This window comes from Rhodopseudomonas telluris (assembly GCF_042432815.1).
Taxonomy (GTDB): Bacteria; Pseudomonadota; Alphaproteobacteria; order Rhizobiales; family Xanthobacteraceae; genus Rhodopseudomonas; species Rhodopseudomonas telluris.
On record NZ_JBHLWM010000005.1, the window covers coordinates 1,037,193 to 1,056,097 of the forward strand.

The window sequence follows — 18,905 nt, forward strand, 5'->3', positions numbered from 1 at the left end:
CTGTGAAAATGGCCGGCGAATCCGGTAAAAAACTGTTCGTCGGGCCGCGATTCCGGCGGATTCGCCAGCAGCTCGGCCTGTCACAGACCCAGATCGCCGAAGGATTGGGCATTTCCCCCAGCTACGTCAACCTGATCGAGCGCAACCAGCGCCCGGTGACCGCTCAGATCCTTTTGAGGCTGGCCGAGACCTACGACCTCGATTTGCGCGACCTGGCGACCGCCGACGAGGACCGGTTCTTCGCCGAGCTCAACGAGATCTTTTCCGACCCGCTGTTCCGCCAGATCGACCTGCCCAAGCAGGAGCTGAAAGACCTTGCCGAGCTCTGCCCCGGCGTCACCCACTCGCTGCAGCGGCTGTACGCCGCCTATACGGAGGCGCGGCGCGGCGAAACCATGGTGGCGGCGCAGATGGCGGACCGCGAGCAGATCCGCTACGAGGCCAACCCGATCGAGCGCGTCCGCGACCTGATCGAGGCCAACCGCAATTACTTCCCCGAACTCGAGCAGGCCGCCGAGACGGTGCGGGACGAGCTCAACGTCACCTCGCAGGAGCTGTTCGGCGCGCTCGCCGACCGCCTGCGCGAACGGCATTCGATCACCACGCGGATCATGCCGGTGGACGTGATGCGCGAGACGCTGCGCCGGTTCGACCGCCACCGCCGCCAGTTGCTGATCTCCGAGCTGGTCGATTTCCAGGGCCGCGCGTTCCAGACCGGGCTGACCGAATACGGCAGCGTGATGGACGGCATCGTCGCCCGCACCGGCTCGCTCGACGACGGCGCGCGGCGGCTGTTCCGGATCACGCTGGGCAATTACTTCGCCGCCGCGGTGATGATGCCCTACGCGGCGTTCCATGCCGCGGTCGAGCAGCTCAGCTACGACGTCAACGTGCTGGCGCAGCGCTTCAACGCCGGCTTCGAGCAGGTCTGCCATCGCCTCACAACGCTGCAGCGGCCCAACGCGCGCGGCGTGCCATTCTTCCTGCTGCGCGTCGACAACGCTGGCAACGTCTCCAAGCGGTTTTCGTCCGGCACCTTCCCGTTCTCGAAATTCGGCGGCACCTGCCCGCTGTGGAACGTGCACTCGACCTTCGACACGCCGGATCGCCTGCTCAAGCAGGTCATCGAACTGCCGGACGGCAGCCGCTACTTCTCGATCGCCCAGATGGTCCGCCGCCCGGTCGCGCCGCACCCGCAGCCGCAACCGCGCTTCGCCCTCGGCCTCGGCTGCGAAATCCGCCACGCCTCCAAACTGATCTACGCCGCCGGCATGGACCTCGACAAAGCCGAAGGCACCCCGATCGGCGTCAACTGCCGTCTCTGCGAACGCGAACACTGCAGCCAACGCGCCGAACCGCCGATCACCAGGACGCTGATTTTGGACGAGAACACGCGACGGGCAAGCAGCTTTGCGTTCAGTAATGCGAGGGAGTTGTGAGGCGGCGTTCCGTCCTCGCCCGCTCTGCATGACTCCCGGTCATTGCGAGCGAAGCGAAGCAATCCACAGCCGCAGCACGGCGCTGGATTGCTTCGTCGCTTCGCTCCTCGCAATGACGCGGGGATTATTCTGCCCGAAGCCGCCAACGCCCGCACCGCCCGTCATGGCCGGGCTTGACCCGGCCATCCATCCCAACAACAGTCAGCTCTTCTGATTTGATGGATCGCCGGGTCGAGCCCGGCGATGACGTTTCGTGAGGTGGCGATGCTGCGGATCAATTCGATGCTAGAACGATCGTGCGGGCTCGTCGCCGCGTTGGCAGTATCGGCCGCAATAACCCTGTCCGCCTCCCCCGCCCTCGCCCAGCGCGGTGCGTCCTGCCATGGCGGGCAGAGCTTCGATCAGTTTCTCGCCGGGCTGAAACAGCAGGCCGTCGCCGCCGGGGTGTCGCAGCGGGCGATCGCGGCGGCCTCGCCGTATCTCGTGTACGATCAGGGCATCGTCAATCGCGATCGCGGGCAGCGGGTGTTCGGGCAGATCTTCACGGTGTTCGCCGGGCGGATGGCGTCGGAGGGACGGCGCGTCAAGGGCCAGCAGCTGATCAAGCAATACGCGCAGGCATTCGCGCGCGCCGAGAAGGAATATGGCGTGCCGCCGGCGGTGATCGCGGCGTTCTGGGCGCTGGAAAGCGACTTCGGCGCCGTGCAGGGCAATCTCTCGACGCTGCGTTCGCTGGTGTCGTTGGCCTATGACTGCCGCCGCTCCGAGATGTTTCAGCAGGAGACCATCGCGGCGCTGAAGATCGTCGACCGCGGCGATCTGGCGCCCGGCGAGATGATCGGCTCGTGGGCCGGCGAACTCGGCCAGACCCAATTCCTGCCGCGGCACTATTTCGACTACGCGGTCGACTATGACGGCGACGGCCACCGCGACCTGCTGCACAGCGCACCCGACGTGATCGGCTCGACCGCTCACTACATCGCGGCCGGCCTGAAATGGCGCCGCGGCGAGCCGTGGCTGCAGGAGGTGCAGGTGCCGGCCAATCTGCCGTGGGATCAGGCCGATCTCACGGTGAAGCAGCCGCGCTCGCAATGGGCGCAGTGGGGCGTCAGCTATGCGGACGGACGGCCGCTGCCGAAGGACGACATGCCGGCGTCGCTGTTGCTGCCGATGGGCCGGCACGGCCCGGCGTTCCTCGCCTATGCGAACTTCGCCGCCTACACGGAGTGGAACAACTCGCTGATCTACTCGACCACCGCGGCGTATCTCGCGACCCGCATCGCCGGGGCCGCGCCGATGCGCAAGCCCACCGCGCAGGTCGCGCAGCTGTCGTTCAACGAGATGAAGCAGCTTCAACAACTATTGGTGCGCGCCGGCTTCGACGTCGGCAAGGTCGACGGCGTGCTCGGCCAGCAGACCCGCACGGCCGTGAAGGCGATGCAGGTCAAATACGGACTGCCGGCGGATTCCTGGCCGACCGCGGAATTGCTGACCCGGATGGGCGGCTCGGCGTCACCCGCGCCTTCCGCCTCCGCCGAGCCGCCGCTCGGCCAATCCGATGCGCCGCCGGCGGAGCGTCGCCGCCGTCCGCCGGCGCCTTTACCGCAGTAGAGCGTTTTCAAGCGAAGTGGAGGCCGGCTCGCGTGAAGAAAACGCGTCCGGGCAACAAGCGGGAGCTGCGGCTCTGAACCCGATCAGAGCCGCCGCAGATCCCGCGAAATTTCATCTGCCGGCACGTTCCAAGTTTCGCCGACTTGCACTAGGGTCGCGCGCAACAAAAACCGGAGGAAGAACGTGCGTCATCTGTCTCTCGTTGCCGCCGCCGCCCTTGCGCTGACCGGAGCGGTCGCCGCAAAGGCCGACGATCTCAAGATCGCGCTGATTTACGGCAAGACCGGCCCGCTCGAGGCTTACGCCAAGCAGACCGAGACCGGCCTGATGATGGGGCTGGAATACGCCACCAAGGGCACGATGATGCTCGACGGCCGCAAGATCGTCGTCATCACCAAGGATGATCAGAGCAAGCCCGACCTCTCCAAGGCCGCGCTCGCCGAAGCCTATCAGGACGACGGCGCCGACATCGCGATCGGCACCTCCTCGTCGGCCGCCGCGCTGGCCGATCTGCCGGTCGCCGAAGAGAACAAGAAGATCCTGATCGTCGAGCCGGCGGTCGCCGACCAGATCACCGGCGAGAAGTGGAATCGCTACATCTTCCGCACCGGCCGCAACTCCTCGCAGGACGCGATCTCCAATGCGGTCGCGATCGGCAAGCCGGGCGTCACCATCGCCACGCTGGCGCAGGACTACGCGTTCGGCCGCGACGGCGTCGCCGCCTTCAAGGAGGCCCTCGGCAAGACCGGCGCCACCCTTGCCGCCGAAGAATACGTCCCGACCACCACGACCGACTTCACCGCGGTCGGCCAGCGGCTGTTCGATGCGCTCAAGGACAAGCCCGGCAAGAAGATCATCTGGGTGGTGTGGGCCGGCGGCGGCGATCCCTTGACCAAGCTGCAGGATATGGACCCGAAGCGCTACGGCATCGAGCTGTCCACCGGCGGCAACATCCTCCCGGCGCTGGCCGCCTACAAGCGCCTGCCCGGCATGGAAGGCGCGACCTATTACTACTACGACATCCCCAAGAACCCGATCAACGACTGGCTCGTGACCGAGCATCAGAAGCGCTTAAACGCGCCGCCGGATTTCTTCACCGCGGGCGGATTCTCGGCCGCGATGGCGGTGGTCACCGCCGTGCAGAAGGCGAAGTCGACCGACACCGAGAAGCTGATCGCCGCCATGGAGGGCATGGAATTCGACACGCCCAAGGGCAAGATGATGTTCCGCAAGGAAGATCATCAGGCGCTGCAGAGCATGTATCACTTCAAGGTCAAGGTCGATCCCAACCTCGCCTGGGCCGCGCTCGAGCCGGTGCGCGAACTCAAGATCGAGGACATGACGATCCCGATCAAGAACAAGAAGTAACAACCCGTCAACCTTACGTTCGTCATTCCGGGGCGCGCGAAGCGCGAGCCCGGAATCCATAACCACCGCCGGGAGTATGGATTCCGGGCCTGCGCCCAAGAGGGCGCATCCCGGAATGACGAACTTGAACGATGAGGCGCGTCGCTTGTCACACTCACAGGTCGTCACCACCCGCGAAAGCGGGTGGCCCAGTATCCCAGAGCGGTTTCGACAAAACGGAAGCGCTGCGGCGTACTGGATCCTCCGCTTTCGCGGGTGATGACGTTGTGATTGGAGAGGCGCCGTGCACCACTCCTAATCCACTCGGCGCCTTTAGATGATGCTCGAAACTGCGATGACCGCGTTGCCATGACCTCCCTCGAAACCCAATCCCTCACCATCCGCTTCGGCGGCCATGTCGCGGTCGATGGGGTGAGCTGTGCGTTTCGGCCGGGCGAACTGACCGCGATCGTCGGGCCGAACGGCGCCGGCAAGACGACGTATTTCAACCTGATCTCCGGCCAGCTCAAGCCGAGCGCCGGCCGCATCCTGTTTGACGGCGCCGACATCACCAAAATGACCGCCCCGCTGCGCACCCGCGCCGGGCTCGGCCGCGCGTTCCAGCTTACCAATCTGTTTCCCAATCTCAGCGTCGAAGAGAACGTCCGCCTCGCCGTGCAGGCGCACAGCGGCACGCACTACGACATGCTGCGGCCGTGGCGCACTCGCCGCGACCTGATCGACCGCGCCGACGCCATCCTCGACAGCGTCGCGCTGGGCAGCCGCCGCACCGTCGCCGCCACCGCGCTGTCGCACGGCGACCAGCGCAAGCTCGAAGTCGCGCTGATGATGGCGCTGGAGCCGAAGGTCTACATGTTCGACGAACCGACCGCCGGCATGAGCGTCGACGAAGTCCCGGTGGTGCTCGACCTGATCGCGCGGCTGAAAGCCGATCCGACCAAGATCATCCTGCTGGTCGAGCACAAGATGGACGTCGTCCGCTCCCTCGCCGACCGCATCATCGTTCTCCACCACGGCAAACTCGTCGCCGACGGCAAGCCCGCCGACGTCATCGCCTCGCCGATCGTGCAGGAAGCGTATCTGGGTATTGCGCCGGGGAAGAGTGCGGCGTGAAGATGATGTTGATGGCAAACTATCCCCGCATGCGAACGAGCCCCCTCCCCCTTGCGGGGAGGGTTGGGGTGGGGGTCCACAACGGGACGCCATCCTCGTGGCCCCCCCACCCCCGACCCCTCCCCGCAAGGGGGAGGGGAGAAGAGGCGCCGCGCAAATATGAAGACGCAATAAGTAACTCGATGGAGATGCTGATAACGCTCTCTCCCCGCGCGCCGACGGGCTCCCTCTCCCGCTTGCGGGAGAGGGTTGGGGTGAGGGCGACGCAAGGATGGCGTCCCGTTGTGGCCCCCCACCCCCGACCCCTCCCCGCAAGGGGGAGGGGAGAAGAGGCGCCTCGTTGTGGAGCGAGAGGAGAATGACCGACCTTCTCACGCTTTCCGGCGTGCACACCAACATCGGCCGCTACCACATTCTGCAGGGCGTCGATTGCGTCGTGCCCGCAGGCGAGACCACGATGCTGCTCGGGCGCAACGGCGCCGGCAAGACGACGACGCTGCGCACCATCATGGGTCTGTGGCCGGCGTCGAAAGGCGAGATCAACTTCGCCGGCAAGCGCATCGAGGCAATGGCGACGCCGGAGATCGCGCGACTGGGCATCGGCTACGTGCCGGAGACCATGGCGGTGTTCTCCGATCTCACCGTGAAGGAAAACCTGATCCTGGCCGCGCGCGAACGCGCGATGGAGACGGCGCGGCTCGACTGGATCTTCGGCTTCTTCCCGGCGCTGCGGAAGTTCTGGCTGTCGCGTGCCGGTTCGCTGTCCGGCGGGCAGAAGCAGATGCTGTCGATCGCCCGCGCCATCATCGAGCCGCGCCAGCTGCTGCTGATCGACGAGCCCACCAAGGGGCTGGCGCCGGCGATCATCGGCGCGCTGATCGAGTGCTTCGCCGAGATCAAGCGCAGCGGCACGACCATTCTGCTCGTCGAGCAAAATTTCCACGTCGCCCAGCAGATCGGCGACAGCGTCCTGGTGATGGACAACGGCATGATCGTGCACCGCGGCGCCATGGCCGCCCTCGCCGCCGACGTGCCGCTGCAGGAACGCCTGCTCGGATTGAGCCTGGAGGCGCATCAGTGAGTTCTTACTCTCGCCCTCTCCCCGTCATTGCGAGGAGCGCAGCGACGAAGCAATCCAGCGCCGTGCTCGGGAGTGGATTGCTTCGCTTCGCTCGCAATGACGGAGGCCTCCCATGACCGACATCCCCGCCTCCACCTCCGATCCGCTGCCGCAGGCCAAGCGCGATCTGTTGCCGGTGCTGCTGCCGGTGATCCTGGCGCTGCTGATGCTGCCGCTGGTCGGTTCGTTCTCGTCGTGGGTGACGCTGACCATCGCCAGTCTGGCGATGGGGATGATGATCTTCACCATGGCGTCGGGCCTGACGCTGGTGTTCGGGCTGATGGACGTGCTCAACTTCGGCCACGGCGCATTCATCTCGGTCGGCGCCTATATCGCCACACTGGTGCTGCTGCCGCTGGCGGCGATGTCGCAGGCCGACTCGCTGCTGATCAATCTGGCGGTGCTGGCACCGGCGGCGCTGGCCGCGATGGCGGTGTCGGGCGCGCTAGGCCTCGTCGTCGAGCGCGTGCTGATCCTGCCGGTGTACGGCCAGCATCTGAAGCAGATCCTGATGACCACCGGCGGACTGATCGTGGCAGAGCAGGCGCTCTACGCGCTGTGGGGGCCACAGATCATTCCGCTGCCGCTGCCGGACGCGCTGCGTGGCTCGTTCATCATCGGCGATATCGCCATCGCCAAATATCGCCTGCTGGTGATGCTGGTCGGGTTGATCGTGTTCGTCGGCATCCAGCTGACGCTGAACCGCACCAAGATCGGCCTGTTGATCCGCGCCGGCGTCGAAAACCGCGAGATGGTCGAGGCGCTCGGCTATCACGTCAAGCGGCTGTTCCTCGGCGTGTTCATGGTCGGCTCGGCGCTGGCCGGGCTCGGCGGCGTGATGTGGGCCTTGTATCGCGAGCAGGTCCACGCCTCGATGGGCAACGAGCTCACCGTCTTGATTTTCATCGTGGTGATCATCGGCGGGCTTGGCTCGGTCGGCGGCTGCTTCATCGGGGCGCTGCTGGTGGCGATGGTCGCCAATTACGGCGGCTTCCTGGTGCCGAAGCTGACGTTGGTCTCCAACATTCTCTTGATGGTCGCCATCCTGATGTGGCGGCCGCGCGGACTCTACGCGGTGACGTCACGATGATGATCCTGTCCGGCGATCCGCCGCGCAGCCGGGTGCTGTCGCTGATCCTGATCGCGATCGTGGTGGTGCTGGCGCTCACGCCATTCCTGTTTCCCGGTGCCAAGCCGCTCAACGTCGCCGCCAAGATCTGCATCTTCGCGGCGCTGGTGGCGTCCTACGACCTCTTGCTCGGCTACACCGGCACGGTGTCGTTCGCCCACACGATGTTCTACGGCATCGGCAGCTACGCAGTGGCGATCGCGCTGTACGGCATGGGGCCGAGTTGGGCAGCAGTCGGCGCCGGCATCGTCATCGGCCTGCCGCTGGCGGCGCTGCTGGCGCTGGCGATCGGGCTGTTCTCGCTGCGGGTCGAGGCGATCTTCTTTGCGATGATCACGCTGGCGGTCGCCTCCGCCTTCCTGGTGCTGGCGTCGCAATTGTCGTGGCTGACCGGCGGCGAGGACGGCCGGAGCTTCAGCCTGCCGGAGCTGCTGCGACCCGGCACGGTGTTCATCAAGGATTTCTTCGGGGTGCGGATCAACGGCCGCATCCTGACCTACTACATCATCCTGATCGGCTGCGCCGGCATGATCCTGGCGCTGCTGCGGGTGGTGAACTCGCCGTTCGGCCGGGTGCTGCAGGCGGTCCGCGAGAACCGCTTCCGCGCCGAGGCGCTGGGCTATCGCACCGTCTTCCACCTCACCTACGCCAACGTGCTGGCCGCGCTGGTGGCCGCCGCCGCCGGCGTGCTCAACGCGATGTGGCTGCGCTATGCCGGACCCGACACCTCGCTGAGCTTCTCGATCATGCTGGATATCCTGCTGATGGTGGTGATCGGCGGCATGGGCACGATCTACGGCGCGATCATCGGCGCCACCATCTTCATCCTGGCGCAAAACTATCTGCAAGCGCTGATGGGGGCGGCCTCGACCGCCGCCGCCGATGCCGGGCTGCCGCTGCTGCCGGGGTTGCTGCATCCGGATCGCTGGCTGCTGTGGCTCGGCCTGCTGTTCGTCGCCAGCGTGTATTTCTTCCCGACCGGGATCGTCGGCCGGCTGCGCGGCGGGCAGAAATCAGCCGGCTAAACCGGGACCAAAGTCGTAAGACGCATGGCTCCTGTGCGCTCCTGACGCGCAGGCTGACCGGTATCATCTGCGCCAGATCAATTTCGTGTGCAACTGCACAAAGTATCCTGTTGCCGTTCGGGGCGCTTTCTCACCTCCGCGCCCCATCGACTTAGGACACCCCGCTTATTCGGATACCGAACAGGCGGATCGTCCGAGCAACAGGAAATTGGAAATGACACTTCTTTTGGTGCTGACCGCACTGGCTTTCGGGGCCGCCGTCGTGGTGGCAGGTGTACTCGCAACCGCCGCTCCGGCCGGCAAACTGGTGTCGCAGGCCGCCGGCGCCGCCACCATGGTGGTCTCGCCGATCGTCACGCTGGTGATCGCCATCGTGCTCGGCAAGATCGGCCTCGGCGGCGACGGCTTCGGGGCGAGCGAGATCCTGCGCGCCGCGGCCCTGCCAGCGTTCGGCACGCTGTTCGTGGCCCCGTTCGCCTTCTGGTTCTTCCGCCGCCAGCGCCGCACGCTCGCCGCCTGACGATCCCTTGCTCGCAGCCGACACCGGCTGCGAGCTGGGTTCCGGCGACGATTTCCCCGCCGCCGGCTCCCTTCGCTCAAACGCGTTGCCTGCGCCGCGAGCACGTTAAAGCCCGAGCAGAATTGGTCCGCGCTCGCCCGCATTCGCAGCAGATCCTTTCAGCCGCAGCCGGCTTTTCGAAACCGCACTTCAAAATTTCATGCGGTCGCATCTATTTTCGGCAGACCCATTGAGATTCCGACGGGGCGCCCCAAGTTCCAGCCATCCGCAATTTTCCAGGACGGCCCCATGTCGACTTCCAAGCTGTTCGAGCCCACCAAGCTCGGTCCGATCTCGCTCGCCAACCGCATCGCGATGGCCCCGCTGACGCGCAACCGCGCGATTCCGGAAGGGCTCATCCCCAGCCCGCTCGCGCCGGAATATTACGGCCAGCGCGCCACCGCCGGCTTGCTGATCACGGAAGCCAGCCAGGTCTCGCAGCAGGGTCAGGGCTATCAGGACACGCCCGGCATCTATTCGGACGCCCAGGTCGCCGGCTGGAAGAAAGTCACCGACGAGGTGCACAAGCGCGGCGGCAAGATCTTCATCCAGCTCTGGCATGTCGGCCGCATCTCGCATGTCGACCTGCAGCCGAACGGCGGCAAGCCGGTCGCGCCCTCGGCCATCAAGGCTAATACCAAGACCTTCGTGGGCGGCAAATTCGCCGACGTCTCCGAGCCGCGCGCGCTCGAGCTCAGCGAAATCCCCGGCATCGTCGATGATTTCCGCAAGGCCGCGGCCAACGCCATCAAGGCGGGCTTCGACGGCGTCGAGATTCACGGCGCCAACGGCTATCTGCTCGACCAGTTCGTCCGCGACAGCTCCAACAAGCGCACCGACCAGTATGGCGGCTCGATCGAGAACCGTGCCCGGCTGATGATCGAAGTCGCCGCGGCCGTCGCCAAGGAAATCGGACCGGAACGGACCGGCATCCGCATCTCACCGGTGACGCCCGCCAATGACGTCTCCGACTCGAACCCGCAGCCGCTGTTCGAATACATCGTCGACGAGCTGAACAAGCTGAAGCTGGTCTATATCCACGTCATCGAAGGCGCGACCGGCGGCCCGCGCGACATCGCGCCGTTCGACTACGCCTCGCTGCGCAAGCGCTTCAGCGGCGCCTACATCGCCAACAATGCCTACGATCTCGCGCTCGCGAACCAGCATCTCGACTCGGGCGCGGCCGACCTGATCGCGTTCGGCAAGCCGTTCATCTCGAATCCGGACCTGGTCGAGCGCCTCAAGCGCAACGCCCCGCTGAACGAGCCCGATAAGGCCACCTTCTACGGCGGCGGCGCCAAGGGCTACATCGACTACCCGACGCTGGAATCGGCCCAGGCGGCGCAGTAAGCGCTTAGCCACACACGCCGTCATTCCGGGATGCGCCGCGCAGCGGCGCAGGCCCGGAATCCATAAGCCCTGTGCTCATTGTTGGGCGCGAAGTGCGGCCAAAGGCTAGTATAGGGGGTATGGATTCCGGGCTCGCGCTTCGCGCGCCCCGGAATGACGAACGAGAGGAAGTGCGCGGAACAGCAAAAAGGCCGGGATCGCTCCCGGCCTTTTGCGTTGATGGCGGTTCGACTTCGAGAACGCTTACTTCGCTTCGGCGCGCTTCGGCGGGGAGGCCGGCCAGGACTTGATCAGGGTGTCGTAGTCGATCGTTTCACCCTTCGGCTTTTCGTTCGCCAGCTTGCGCTGGGGTGCGATGTTGCCGTCCTTGGCGGACTTCTCGTACCAGTACTCCGCGGTCTCCTTCTTGTTCAGCTTCGGACCGCATTCGCCCTGCACCTTCGACTTCTCGAGGCGCTCGAGTACCGAGTCCTGCGCCGCGGCCAGCGAGTCCATCGCCTGCTGCGGAGTCTTGGCACCGGACGACGCGTCGCCGATGTTCTGCCACCACAGCTGCGCCAGCTTCGGATAGTCCGGGATGTTGTTGCCGGTCGGCGACCACTGCACGCGGGCCGGCGAGCGATAGAACTCGATCAGACCGCCGAGCTTGGGCGCGCGCTCGGTGAACGACTTGTCCCAGATATCGCTCTCACGGATGAAGGTGAGACCGACGTGGCTTTTCTTCAGGCTCACCGACTTGGAGGTGATGAACTGCAGATACAGCCAGGCGGCCTTGCGGCGGTCCGCCGGGGTCGATTTCAGCAGCGTCGCCGAACCGACGTCCTGATAGCCGAGCTTCATGCCTTCCTTCCAGTACGCGCCATGCGGCGACGGCGCCATACGCCACTTCGGCGTGCCGTCGGCATTCATCACCGGCAGACCGGGCTTCACCATGTCGGCCGTGAAGGCGGTGTACCAGAAGATCTGCTGGGCGACGTTGCCCTGCGCCGGCACCGGGCCCGACTCCGAGAACGTCATGCCCTGCGCCTGCGGCGGCGCGTACTTCTTCATCCAGTCCAGATACTTGACGATCGAATAGACCGCCGCCGGACCGTTGGTGTCGCCGCCGCGCTCGATCGACGAGCCGACCGGACGGCAGCCTTCCATGCGGATGCCCCATTCGTCGACCGGCAGGCCATTCGGCAGGCCCTTGTCGCCGTTGCCGGCCATCGACAGCCAGGCGTCGGTGAAGCGCCAGCCGAGCGACGGGTCCTTCTTGCCGTAGTCCATGTGGCCATAGACTTTGACGCCGTTGATTTCCTTGATGTCGTTGGTGAAGAACTCGGCGATGTCTTCATAGGCCGACCAGTTGACCGGCACGCCGAGCTCATAGCTGTACTTGGCCTTGAACTTCGCCTTGTAGTCCGGATTGGTGAACCAGTCGTACCGGAACCAGTAAAGGTTGGCGAACTGCTGGTCCGGCAGCTGGTACATCTTCTTGTCGGGCGCCGTGGTGAACGACGTGCCGATGAAGTCGCCAACGTCGAGCATCGGATCGGTGACGTCCTTGCCCTCGCCGGTCATGTAGTCCGACAGCGCGATGGTCTGGTTGTAGCGGAAGTGAGTGCCGATCAGATCGGAGTCGTTGATCCAGCCGTCATAGACGTTCTTGCCGGACTGCATCTGGGTCTGCAGCTTCTCGACGACGTCGCCTTCCTGGATCAGGTCGTGCCGCAGCTTGATGCCGGTGATCTCGCTGAACGCCTTGGCCAGCGTCTTGGATTCATATTCGTGCGTCGTCAGCGTTTCGGAGACGACGTTGATCTCCATGCCCTTGAACGGCTCGGCCGCCTTGGCGAACCACTGCAGTTCCTTGAGCTGGTCTTCCTTCGACAGCGTCGAGGGCTGGAATTCCTCGTCGATCCACTTCTTCAGCACCGCGTCGTCGGCGGACCACGCCGGCGCCGCCAGCGTCATCGAAGCCGCGACCAGCGCCGCCGCGCTCGCCATCGTCATCAGCCGCGCGCGGCTGACATGGGTTTTGCGTCCAATCAAATGTCGCATCCTTGGTTCCTCCATTAAGCGACAGCACTTCAGGCCCGGGTTGATCCCGGATCTGTTCCTCATTCGCCAGGCTCAGACGGTGCGAAAAATCACAACGGCAGAAACCAGCGACAGACCCGTGGCGAGCCAGAGGCTCGACACTTCGACACCCTCACCGACCGGCAGCGTGAACAGCGGATCGGTGCCGACCACCGCGATCCACACCAGGTGAATCACGGCGGCCAGGATCAGCGATAGAAACAGCCGGTCGCCGCGCGTCGTCGGAATCCGCAGCACGCCGACGCGCTCGACTTCCGGATAGGCCACCGCGAGCCAGGTCATGGTCCCGAGCGTGCAAGCCAGCGCGGCGAAGAACGCCGCAGTCGGCCAGGTCCACGCCATCCATGCGAAGGAGTCCATGATCAGCGCGCTCCTCTTCGATCGTAGCAGGCGAAGACAGCCTCTCCGTCATTGCGAGGAGCAAGGGGACGAAGCAATCCAGCTCCGAGCACGGCGCTCTGGATTGATTCGCTTCGCTTGCAATGACGGGCGAAACGTGGGTGCGTCATCATCATCCCCTCACACCCGTCCCAGCGCGAAGCCGCGCGCGATGTAGTTGCGGACGAACCAGATCACCAGCGCGCCCGGAATGATGGTGAGAACGCCGGCGGCGGCGAGCAGGCCCCAGTCCATGCCGGCGGCCGACACGGTGCGGGTCATCACCGCCGAGATCGGCTTGGCATTGACCGAGGTCAGCGTCCGCGCCAGCAGCAGCTCGACCCACGAGAACATGAAGCAGAAGAACGCCGCGACGCCGATGCCGCTGGCGATCAGGGGCATCAGGATCTTCACGAAGAAGCGCGGGAACGAATAGCCGTCGAGGAACGCGGTCTCGTCGATCTCCTTCGGAACGCCGGACACGAAGCCCTCGAGAATCCACACCGCCAGCGGCACGTTGAACAGGCAGTGGGCCAGCGCCACCGCCCACGGCGTGTCGAACAGGTTCAGCGCCGAATACAGATTGAAGAACGGCAGCGCATAGACGGCGGCCGGCGCCATCCGGTTCGACAGCAGCCAGAAGAACAGGTGCTTGTCGCCGAGGAAGCGATAGCGCGAGAACGCATACGCGGCCGGCAGCGCGAAGGAGATCGACAGCACCGTGTTGATGACGACGTATTGCAGCGAGTTGATGTAGCCCGAATACCAGCTCGGATCGGTAAAGATCGTCCGGTAGTTCTCCAGCGTCGGCTGATGCGGCCACAGCGTCATCGTCGAGACGATCTCGCCGTTGGTCTTGAAGCTCATGTTGACGAGCCAGTAGATCGGCAACATCAGGAACAGCAGATACAGCGCCATCACGATGCGGCGGCCGGGGATCGAATGCATCACACGCTCCCTTCGGTCGGCCGGTGCTCATTACCGGCATTGGTCATCACGGTGTAGAACACCCAGCAGACGATGATGATGATCAGGTTGTAGACGATCGACAGCGCCGCGGCCTTGCCGAGGTCGAACTGGCCGAGCGCGATCTTGACGAGCTCGATCGAGATGAAGGTGGTCGAATTGCCCGGCCCGCCGCCGGTGACGACGAACGGCTCGGTGTAGATCATGAAGCTGTCCATGAACCGCAGCAGCACGGCAATCAGCAGCACGCGGTGCATCTTCGGCAGTTGGATCGCCTTGAACACCGCCCAGCGCGACGCGCCGTCGATCTGCGCCGCCTGATAATAGGCGTCCGGGATCGACTTCAGGCCGGCGTAGCACAAGAGCGCCACCAGGCTGGTCCAGTGCCAGACGTCCATCACCACCACGGTGGCCCAGGCGTCGAACTCGTTGGACACGTAGTTGTAGTTGAAGCCGAGATGATTAAGCGTGTAGCCCATCAGGCCGATGTCGGGGCGGCCGAAGATCTGCCAGATGGTGCCGACCACGTTCCACGGGATCAACAGCGGCAGCGCCATGATAACCAGGCAGAACGCCACCGACCAGCCGTGGCGCGGCATCGCCAGCGCCACCACGATGCCGAGCGGCACCTCGATCGCCAGGATGATCGCCGAGAACGCCAGATTGCGCCACAGCGAGGCGAAGAACCGGCCGCCGAGATCGCTCGACGGATCGAGCAGTTCCTTGAACCAGCCGACACCGTTCCAGAAGAACTGATTGTTGCCGAAGGTGTCCTGCATCGAATAGTTCACCACCGTCATCAACGGCAGGATCGCCGAGAACGCCACGATGGCGAACACCGGCAGCACCAGGAACCAGGCTTTCTGGTTGACGACCTTGTCCATCAGGCGACTTGCTCCAGTGCGCTGCCCTCGACGATCTCGCTGTTGGCGTAGACGTGGATGCGCGAGGGTTCGAATTGCAGCCCGGCCTCGTCGCCGCCCGGCGTGAAACCGTCCGGCACGCGCGCGGCGAACTTGGCGTCGCCGACCCGCACCGAGGCGAAGCGAATGCGGCCGAGATCGTCGATCCGCTCGATGCGGCCCGACAGCACGCCCGGCGCCTTGGCGGTGAGATGCACGAATTCCGGCCGCACGCCGATCTCGATCTTAGCGCCGGCGGGGAGATTGTCGTAGCCGCGCGCCAGCCGGATGGCGTGGCCGCCGACCAGCGCGTCGCGGCCCTTCACCTCGGCCGGCACGATGTTCATGCCGGGCGAGCCGATGAAGTAACCGACGAAGGTGTGGGCCGGCTTCTCGAACAGCTCCTCAGGCGTGCCGCTCTGCACGACGCGGCCATCATGCATCACCACCACGGTGTCGGCGAACGTCAGCGCTTCGGTCTGGTCGTGGGTGACGTAGATCATCGTCAGATCGAGCGCGCGGTGCAGCGCCTTGAGCTTGCTGCGCAGCTCCCACTTCAGATGCGGATCGATCACCGTCAGCGGCTCGTCGAACAGGATCGCGGCGACGTCGTTGCGCACCAGTCCGCGCCCGAGCGAGATCTTCTGCTTGGCGTCGGCGGTGAGCCGCGTCGCCTTGCGATTCAGGTTCGGCGTCAGGTCCAAGAGATCGGCGATTTCCGCGACGCGCTTGTCGATGTCCGGCTTCGCCACGCCGCGGTTCTTCAGCGGAAAGGCGAGATTCTCCCGCACCGTCATGGTGTCGTAGATCACCGGAAACTGGAACACCTGCGCGATGTTGCGCTCGCGGGTCGAGAGCTGCGTGACGTCCTTGCCGTCGAACAGGATCTTGCCGTGCGACGGCGTGACGATGCCCGAGATCAGATTGAGCAGCGTGGTCTTGCCGCAGCCGGAGGGGCCGAGCAGCGCATAGGCACCGCCCTGCCGCCAGGTCATCGACACCGGCTTCAGCGCGTAGGCGGCCGGCGGCAGGTTGTCGCCGACCAGATAGGAGTGAGCAAGATCGACGAGATCAATGCGCGCCATCGGGATGCCCCTCAGTTCGGCTTCGGCGCGGCGACGAGGCGATCGGCCGCGTCGAACACGAACAGGTTGGCGGGATCGAGCACCGCGTCGAGCGGCTGGCCCGGCTCGAACTCGTGCACGCCATGCAGCACCGCGACCCAATTGTCGTCGCCGCGCTTGAGATGCACGAAGCTCTCCGAGCCGGTGATCTCGGTGATCGCCACCGTGGTCTGGAACGCATGACGATCCGGATCGGCGCGCTTCACCGCGATCTGATGGGCGCGGAAACCGACCCGATAGGCGCCGTCGCCGAGCCCGGCGAATACACCGGTCGCCGGCGCTTCGACGCCGCCCGCATAGTGCACCGTGCCGGCCTTCTTCTCGGCGCCGACGATGTTGAGCGGCGGATCGGAGAACACCTGCGCGACGCGCAGCGTGTCGGGCTGGCGATACACCATCGGAGTCGGGCCGACCTGCAGCGCCTGGCCTTCCCACATGCAGATGGTGCGGCCGCCGAGCAGCAGCGCTTCGGACGGCTCAGTGGTGGCGTAAACGAAGATCGCGCCGGAGGCCTCGAAGATCTTCGGCAATTCGGTGCGCAGCTCCTCGCGCAGCTTGTAGTCGAGATTGGCCAGCGGCTCGTCGAGCAGCACGAGGTCGGCGCCCTTCACCAGCGCACGGGCGATCGCGGTGCGCTGCTGCTGGCCGCCGGACATCTGCAGCGGCGTGCGCTGCAGATACGGCTCGAGCTTCAAGAGCTTCGCCGCCTCCTGCACGCGCTGCTCGATCTCGGCGCGCGGCTTGCCCTGCACGCGCAGCGGCGAGGCGATGTTCTCGTACACGCTGAGCGACGGGTAGTTGATGAACTGCTGATACACCATCGCCACCGAGCGAGTGCGCACGTCGGCGCCGGTGACGTCCTTGCCGTCGACCAGCACGCGGCCGGAGGTCGGCTTGTCGAGGCCGGCGAGCAGCCGCATGATCGAGGTCTTGCCGGACAGCGTCGGCCCGAGCAGCACGCTCAGCGTGCCGCGCTCCAGCGTCAGCGACACGTCGCGGATCGCCGGCATCCCGTCGATCGTGCGGGTCACGTTTTCCAGGCTGACACTCATGCCCGGCCTCCCATCTGTTGCTGGGGCTTCTCGGCGAAGCTGTTCGCCGCGATCCACTCGCCCAGCGCGGTGATCGCCTCGGGCGACAGCCGCAGACCGAGCTTGGATCGGCGCCACACGATGTCGTCGGCGCTGCAGGCCCATTCGTTTTTCATCAGATAGCGGACCTCGGCTTCCGTCAATGTGGCGCCGAAGTCGCGGCCGAGATCGGCCATCGACGTCGCCGCGCCGAGCACCAGGCGCGCGCGCGTGCCGTAGGCGTGCACCAGCCGATACGCGTGCGGCTGCGGCAGGAACGGGTAGTCACGGGTGAGTTGCGCCACCAGCGCGGGCCCGCCATCGACGGCGAAGTCGCCGCCGGGCAGCGGCTGCCGCGCGGTCCAGCCCTCCTTGGCCTGCGCGCCCTTCACGTAAGGTGAGAGCTTCTCCAGCGCCTCTTCGGACAGCCGCCGATAGGTGGTGATCTTGCCGCCATAGATCGACAGCAGCGGCGCGCCGCCCGGCGTGTCGAGCTCGAACACGTAGTCGCGGGTCGCCGCCTTGGCCTCGCTGGCGCCGTCGTCATACAGCGGCCGCACCCCGGAGAACGTCCACACCACCTCGGCTGGGGTCACCGGCTTGGCAAAGTACTGACTGACCGCATCGCACAAATAAGCGATCTCGTCCGGCGTCGCTTTCACCTGCGACGGGTCGCCGTGATAGTCGCGGTCGGTGGTCCCGATCAGCGTGAAATCGCCCTGATAGGGAATCGCGAACACGATGCGGCCGTCGGCGTTCTGGAAGATGTAGGCGCGGTCGTGCTGATACAGCTTCGGCACCACGATGTGCGAGCCCTGCACCAGCCGCACCTTCGAGGTCGCGTTGACGCCAGAGCCGGACGCCAGCACGTTCTCGACCCACGGTCCGGCGGCATTGACCAGCGCCCGCGCCTGGATCGTCTCGCGCACGCCGCTGCGCATGTCCTCGGTGGTGACGTGCCAGATGCCGTCGTGCTGGCGCACCTCGACCGCGCGGGTGCGGGTGCGAATGTCGGCGCCGCGATCAGCCGCGTCGCGCGCGGTCAGCACGACCAGCCGCGCGTCATCGACGAAGCAGTCGGAATATTCGAAGCCGCGCGTGAAGCGGCCCGGCACCAGCGGCTTGCCGACTTCGTCGTGGGCGAGATCGACCGAGCGGGTCGGGGGCAGCAGCTTGCGGCCGCCGATGTAGTCGTAAAGGAACAGTCCGAGGCGCAGCCGCCAGGCGGGCCGCAGGCCGGAATGATGCGGCAGCACGAAGCGCAGCGGCCCGATGATGTGCGGCGCGATCTGCCAGAGCCGCTCGCGCTCGATCAGCGCCTCGCGCACCAGCCGGAATTCGAAATATTCGAGATAGCGCAGGCCGCCGTGGATCAGCTTGGTCGACCAGGACGAGGTGCCGCTGGCCAGGTCGTTCATCTCGCAAAGGAAAACGGAATTGCCCCGGCCGGCCGCGTCGCGCGCGATGCCACAGCCGTTGATCCCGCCGCCAATGATCGCGAGATCGAAAACCTTTGCCACGGACGCTCCTCACCCAACGCTTGCGAATTGCTGCAGTGCAGCTTTCGCTTCTGTCGAATTTCTTTCGAGACGAAATAGATCAGAATACAAAACGAAAGCAAGCGGCATGTGACAGTTCTCCCGGCCGCTTCGGCGGCCAGGCAAAATCT

Annotated in this window: 16 protein-coding genes; 9 read left to right on the top strand and 7 right to left on the bottom strand. The window is 65.4% G+C overall.

Translation table 11 applies throughout. The features are described 5' to 3' along the window. Positions 1–8: 8 nt before the first annotated feature. The 9 genes from ACFFJ6_RS16380 (at position 9) to ACFFJ6_RS16420 (ending at position 10,714) form a co-directional block, all read left to right on the top strand. Positions 9–1,439, top strand: a complete 1,431-nt coding sequence (locus ACFFJ6_RS16380) for a helix-turn-helix domain-containing protein (protein ID WP_378389564.1) — start codon at positions 9–11, stop codon at positions 1,437–1,439. Positions 1,440–1,682: 243 nt separating this feature from the next. Continuing rightward, positions 1,683–3,050 carry a lytic murein transglycosylase gene (locus ACFFJ6_RS16385; protein WP_378389566.1) on the top strand — a complete coding sequence of 456 codons (1,368 nt, stop codon included), beginning with the start codon at positions 1,683–1,685 and terminating at the stop codon, positions 3,048–3,050. 183 nt (positions 3,051–3,233) lie between these two features. Beyond that, positions 3,234–4,418 carry a substrate-binding domain-containing protein gene (locus tag ACFFJ6_RS16390; protein WP_378389568.1) on the top strand — a complete coding sequence of 395 codons (1,185 nt, stop codon included), beginning with the start codon at positions 3,234–3,236 and terminating at the stop codon, positions 4,416–4,418. Between the two features lie 348 nt (positions 4,419–4,766). Next, the gene (locus ACFFJ6_RS16395; RefSeq protein WP_378389570.1) at positions 4,767–5,531 is read left to right on the top strand and encodes an ABC transporter ATP-binding protein; all 765 of its coding nucleotides are present in this window, start codon (positions 4,767–4,769) and stop codon (positions 5,529–5,531) included. A 358-nt stretch (positions 5,532–5,889) separates the two neighbouring features. Next, positions 5,890–6,612 carry an ABC transporter ATP-binding protein gene (locus ACFFJ6_RS16400; protein ID WP_378389572.1) on the top strand — a complete coding sequence of 241 codons (723 nt, stop codon included), beginning with the start codon at positions 5,890–5,892 and terminating at the stop codon, positions 6,610–6,612. A gap of 112 nt (positions 6,613–6,724) precedes the next feature. Further along, entirely contained in the window at positions 6,725–7,741 is a 1,017-nt protein-coding gene (locus ACFFJ6_RS16405) for a branched-chain amino acid ABC transporter permease (protein WP_378389574.1), read from the top strand. Continuing rightward, positions 7,738–8,805 (top strand): branched-chain amino acid ABC transporter permease, encoded by a 1,068-nt coding sequence (locus ACFFJ6_RS16410; RefSeq protein WP_378389576.1) that lies wholly within the window; start codon positions 7,738–7,740, stop codon positions 8,803–8,805. Before ACFFJ6_RS16405 ends, ACFFJ6_RS16410 begins: the two co-directional genes overlap by 4 nt. 214 nt (positions 8,806–9,019) lie before the next feature. Beyond that, entirely contained in the window at positions 9,020–9,325 is a 306-nt protein-coding gene (locus ACFFJ6_RS16415; RefSeq protein WP_378389578.1) for a sodium:proton exchanger, read from the top strand. Between the two features lie 288 nt (positions 9,326–9,613). Continuing rightward, positions 9,614–10,714, top strand: coding sequence for an alkene reductase (locus ACFFJ6_RS16420; protein ID WP_378389580.1), 1,101 nt, complete (start codon positions 9,614–9,616; stop codon positions 10,712–10,714). Between the two features lie 243 nt (positions 10,715–10,957). On the opposite strand, the gene ACFFJ6_RS16425 is transcribed toward ACFFJ6_RS16420, so the two are convergent. The 7 genes from ACFFJ6_RS16425 to glpD form a co-directional block, all read right to left on the bottom strand. After that, on the bottom strand, positions 10,958–12,757 hold the full coding sequence (locus tag ACFFJ6_RS16425) for an ABC transporter substrate-binding protein (protein ID WP_378389582.1): 1,800 nt from the start codon (positions 12,755–12,757) through the stop codon (positions 10,958–10,960). A gap of 72 nt (positions 12,758–12,829) precedes the next feature. Beyond that, positions 12,830–13,156, bottom strand: a complete 327-nt coding sequence (locus tag ACFFJ6_RS16430; RefSeq protein WP_378389584.1) for a DUF2160 domain-containing protein — start codon at positions 13,154–13,156, stop codon at positions 12,830–12,832. A 159-nt stretch (positions 13,157–13,315) separates the two neighbouring features. Further along, entirely contained in the window at positions 13,316–14,122 is an 807-nt protein-coding gene (locus tag ACFFJ6_RS16435) for a carbohydrate ABC transporter permease (RefSeq protein WP_011159940.1), read from the bottom strand. Next, a complete protein-coding gene (locus ACFFJ6_RS16440; RefSeq protein WP_378389587.1) occupies positions 14,122–15,024 on the bottom strand; it encodes a carbohydrate ABC transporter permease in 903 nt (300 codons plus the stop codon). The genes ACFFJ6_RS16435 and ACFFJ6_RS16440 overlap by 1 nt, the downstream gene beginning before the upstream one ends. Then, the gene (locus tag ACFFJ6_RS16445; RefSeq protein ID WP_378389589.1) at positions 15,024–16,127 is read right to left on the bottom strand and encodes an ABC transporter ATP-binding protein; all 1,104 of its coding nucleotides are present in this window, start codon (positions 16,125–16,127) and stop codon (positions 15,024–15,026) included. Before ACFFJ6_RS16445 ends, ACFFJ6_RS16440 begins: the two co-directional genes overlap by 1 nt. Positions 16,128–16,138: 11 nt before the next feature. Next, on the bottom strand, positions 16,139–17,218 hold the full coding sequence (locus ACFFJ6_RS16450; RefSeq protein ID WP_378389591.1) for an ABC transporter ATP-binding protein: 1,080 nt from the start codon (positions 17,216–17,218) through the stop codon (positions 16,139–16,141). Next, on the bottom strand, positions 17,215–18,756 hold the full coding sequence (gene glpD, locus ACFFJ6_RS16455; protein ID WP_378389593.1) for a glycerol-3-phosphate dehydrogenase: 1,542 nt from the start codon (positions 18,754–18,756) through the stop codon (positions 17,215–17,217). Before glpD ends, ACFFJ6_RS16450 begins: the two co-directional genes overlap by 4 nt. Between the last annotated feature and the right edge of the window lie 149 nt (positions 18,757–18,905).

Excerpts from the sequence above, each read along its gene's own strand:
- ACFFJ6_RS16380 (WP_378389564.1), top strand. The coding sequence starts at position 9 with ATGGCCGGCGAATCCGGTAAAAAACTGTTCGTCGGGCCGCGATTCCGG.
- ACFFJ6_RS16385 (WP_378389566.1), top strand. The coding sequence starts at position 1,683 with ATGACGTTTCGTGAGGTGGCGATGCTGCGGATCAATTCGATGCTAGAA.
- ACFFJ6_RS16395 (WP_378389570.1), top strand. The coding sequence starts at position 4,767 with ATGACCTCCCTCGAAACCCAATCCCTCACCATCCGCTTCGGCGGCCAT.
- ACFFJ6_RS16400 (WP_378389572.1), top strand. The coding sequence starts at position 5,890 with ATGACCGACCTTCTCACGCTTTCCGGCGTGCACACCAACATCGGCCGC.
- ACFFJ6_RS16405 (WP_378389574.1), top strand. The coding sequence starts at position 6,725 with ATGACCGACATCCCCGCCTCCACCTCCGATCCGCTGCCGCAGGCCAAG.
- ACFFJ6_RS16410 (WP_378389576.1), top strand. The coding sequence starts at position 7,738 with ATGATGATCCTGTCCGGCGATCCGCCGCGCAGCCGGGTGCTGTCGCTG.
- ACFFJ6_RS16415 (WP_378389578.1), top strand. The coding sequence starts at position 9,020 with ATGACACTTCTTTTGGTGCTGACCGCACTGGCTTTCGGGGCCGCCGTC.
- ACFFJ6_RS16420 (WP_378389580.1), top strand. The coding sequence starts at position 9,614 with ATGTCGACTTCCAAGCTGTTCGAGCCCACCAAGCTCGGTCCGATCTCG.
- ACFFJ6_RS16425 (WP_378389582.1), bottom strand. The coding sequence starts at position 12,757 with ATGCGACATTTGATTGGACGCAAAACCCATGTCAGCCGCGCGCGGCTG.
- ACFFJ6_RS16430 (WP_378389584.1), bottom strand. The coding sequence starts at position 13,156 with ATGGACTCCTTCGCATGGATGGCGTGGACCTGGCCGACTGCGGCGTTC.
- ACFFJ6_RS16435 (WP_011159940.1), bottom strand. The coding sequence starts at position 14,122 with ATGCATTCGATCCCCGGCCGCCGCATCGTGATGGCGCTGTATCTGCTG.
- ACFFJ6_RS16440 (WP_378389587.1), bottom strand. The coding sequence starts at position 15,024 with ATGGACAAGGTCGTCAACCAGAAAGCCTGGTTCCTGGTGCTGCCGGTG.
- ACFFJ6_RS16445 (WP_378389589.1), bottom strand. The coding sequence starts at position 16,127 with ATGGCGCGCATTGATCTCGTCGATCTTGCTCACTCCTATCTGGTCGGC.
- ACFFJ6_RS16450 (WP_378389591.1), bottom strand. The coding sequence starts at position 17,218 with ATGAGTGTCAGCCTGGAAAACGTGACCCGCACGATCGACGGGATGCCG.